At 66.5% G+C, this 2193-nt stretch carries 5 protein-coding genes; all 5 read left to right on the plus strand.

Going from position 1 to position 2193, the window contains the following annotated elements; all coding sequences use genetic code 11:
* Positions 1-336, plus strand: a 336-nt coding sequence (rplE, locus tag K2X24_RS02700; RefSeq protein ID WP_292494381.1) for a 50S ribosomal protein L5, incomplete at its 5' end; no start/stop codon positions are given.
* Between the two features lie 40 nt (positions 337-376).
* Positions 377-682 carry a 30S ribosomal protein S14 gene (rpsN, locus tag K2X24_RS02705; RefSeq protein ID WP_056183527.1) on the plus strand — a complete coding sequence of 102 codons (306 nt, stop codon included), beginning with the start codon at positions 377-379 and terminating at the stop codon, positions 680-682.
* A gap of 12 nt (positions 683-694) precedes the next feature.
* Positions 695-1090, plus strand: coding sequence for a 30S ribosomal protein S8 (gene rpsH / locus K2X24_RS02710; protein ID WP_055881679.1), 396 nt, complete (start codon positions 695-697; stop codon positions 1088-1090).
* Positions 1091-1114: 24 nt separating this feature from the next.
* Positions 1115-1648: a 50S ribosomal protein L6 gene (gene rplF / locus K2X24_RS02715; RefSeq protein ID WP_243912237.1), complete on the plus strand. Its 534-nt coding sequence runs from the start codon at positions 1115-1117 to the stop codon at positions 1646-1648.
* A gap of 12 nt (positions 1649-1660) precedes the next feature.
* Positions 1661-2023 (plus strand): 50S ribosomal protein L18, encoded by a 363-nt coding sequence (gene rplR, locus K2X24_RS02720; protein WP_292494405.1) that lies wholly within the window; start codon positions 1661-1663, stop codon positions 2021-2023.
* Positions 2024-2193 lie beyond the last annotated feature (170 nt).

Here is a 2193-nt window from a genome sequence, read left to right on the forward strand (position 1 = left end):
AAGGCCCGCAAGGCCATCGCGACCTTCAAGGTCCGCGAGGGCATGCCGATCGGCTGCAAGGTGACCCTGCGCAAGCAGCGCATGTACGAGTTCATGGACCGCCTCATCACGATCGCGCTCCCGCGCGTCCGCGATTTCCGTGGCCTGAACCCGCGTTCCTTCGACGGCAACGGCAACTACGCACTGGGCCTCAAGGAGCACCTCGTGTTCCCGGAGATCTCGTACGACAAGGCCGAGGCCACCTGGGGCATGGACATCGTCATCCAGACGACGGCCCGCACCGATGCTGAGGCGCGCGCGCTCCTCACGCAGTTCCGATTCCCGTTCCGGCAGTGAGGCCTGCTTAAGGTCTCAGACGCGGACACCGGAGAGAGAAATGGCAAAGAAAAGCTCGATTGAGAAGAACAAGCACCGCGAAGCGCTGGTGAAGCTCTACGCTCCCAAGCGCAAGGCGCTGCTTGCCACGGCGAACGACGAGTCCCTTGAGATGGAGGAGCGCTTCGAGGCGCGCCTCAAGCTCGCGGAACTGCCCCGCAACTCGTCCCCCACCCGCATCCGCAACCGCTGCGGCATGACCGGCCGTCCGCGCGCCTTCTATCGCAAGATGGGCATCTCGCGCATCGCGCTGCGCGAACTCGGCAACCAGGGTCTGATCCCCGGTCTCGTCAAGTCGAGCTGGTAAGGAGCAACCACCATGGTCAACGATCCCGTGGGTGATATGCTCACCCGCATCCGCAACGGTCAGCAGCGTCGCCGCAACGTCGTCCAGACGCCCGGCTCTCGCCTGCGCGCCAGCGTGCTCGACGTCCTCAAGTCCGAGGGCTACATCCGCGACTACGCGACCACGGATTACGGCAACGGCCGTACCGAGTTCGCGATCGAGCTGAAGTACTACGACGGCCAGCCCGTCATCCGCTCGATCCAGCGCGTGTCGAAGCCCGGCCGCCGCGTCTACTCGTCGGTCGGCGAGCTGCCGCGCGTCGCCGACGGTCTCGGCGTCACCATCGTGTCCACCCCGCAGGGCGTCATGGCCGACCACGAGGCGCGCGAGCGCAACGTCGGCGGCGAAGTGCTCTGCAAGGTGTTCTGATCTCGGACTTGGAGGAATAAGGCGATGTCTCGCGTAGGCAAGAAGCCCGTTCCCGTCCCGTCCGGCGTGACGGCCACGGTGACCGGTCAAACGGTGAAGATGAAGGGCTCCAAGGGCGAGCTCCAGTACGTCGTTCCCAACGTGGTCGACGTGAAGTTCGAGGATGGCGCCGTCTCGGTGCAGCCCCGGAACCAGACCAAGGAGGCCCGCTCGCTCTGGGGCACCTCCCGCGCTCAGGTGGCGAACCTCGTCGAGGGCGTCTCCAAGGGCTTCGAGAAGAAGCTCGAGATCACCGGCGTGGGTTACCGCGCCGCGATGGCCGGCAAGGCTCTGAAGCTCTCGCTCGGCTACAGCCACGACATCGAGTACGAGATCCCCGCGGGTATCTCGATCGCGGTGCCGAAGCCCACCGAGATCGTCATCTCCGGCATCGACCGGCAGGTGGTCGGCCAGGTGGCCGCCGAGATCCGCGACTATCGCGGCCCGGAGCCCTACAAGGGCAAGGGCGTGAAGTACGCGGGCGAGTTCATCTTCCGCAAGGAAGGCAAGAAGAAGTAAGGGCCGCCGAACATGTCACGCAAAATCGATGCACTCGACCGCCGCAAGGCGCGTGTGCGCCGCGCGCTGCGGGCGGCGGCCAATGGACGGCCCCGACTCTCGGTGTTCCGTTCGTCCAAGCAGATCTACGTCCAGGTCATCGACGACGCGGCGGGCAAGACCCTCGCCGCGGCCTCGAGCCTCGACAAGGACCTGCGCATGGGTCTGAAGACCGGCGCCGACGTGTCGGCCGCTCAGGCGGTCGGCAAGCTCGTCGCCGAGCGCGCCAAGGCCGCCGGCGTCACCCAGGTGATCTTCGATCGCTCGGGCTACCTCTATCACGGGCGCGTCAAGGCGCTCGCCGACGCCGCCCGCGAGGGTGGCCTCGAGTTCTAAGTTTGGCGGAGGCGGGCGGCTTCGGGCGCCCGCCGTTCCACACGATTCAAGCGAGCGGGTCCGCCACCCGCGCCAGTGAGATGGATAGTCAGTATGGCACGTGAACGTGAAGGCGGGGGCCGCGGCCGCCGCGAAGACCGCGAGGAGCGCGACAGCGAGTTCGTGGACAA

The organism is Methylobacterium sp., from assembly GCF_019750675.1.
Lineage (GTDB): Bacteria > Pseudomonadota > Alphaproteobacteria > Rhizobiales > Beijerinckiaceae > Methylobacterium.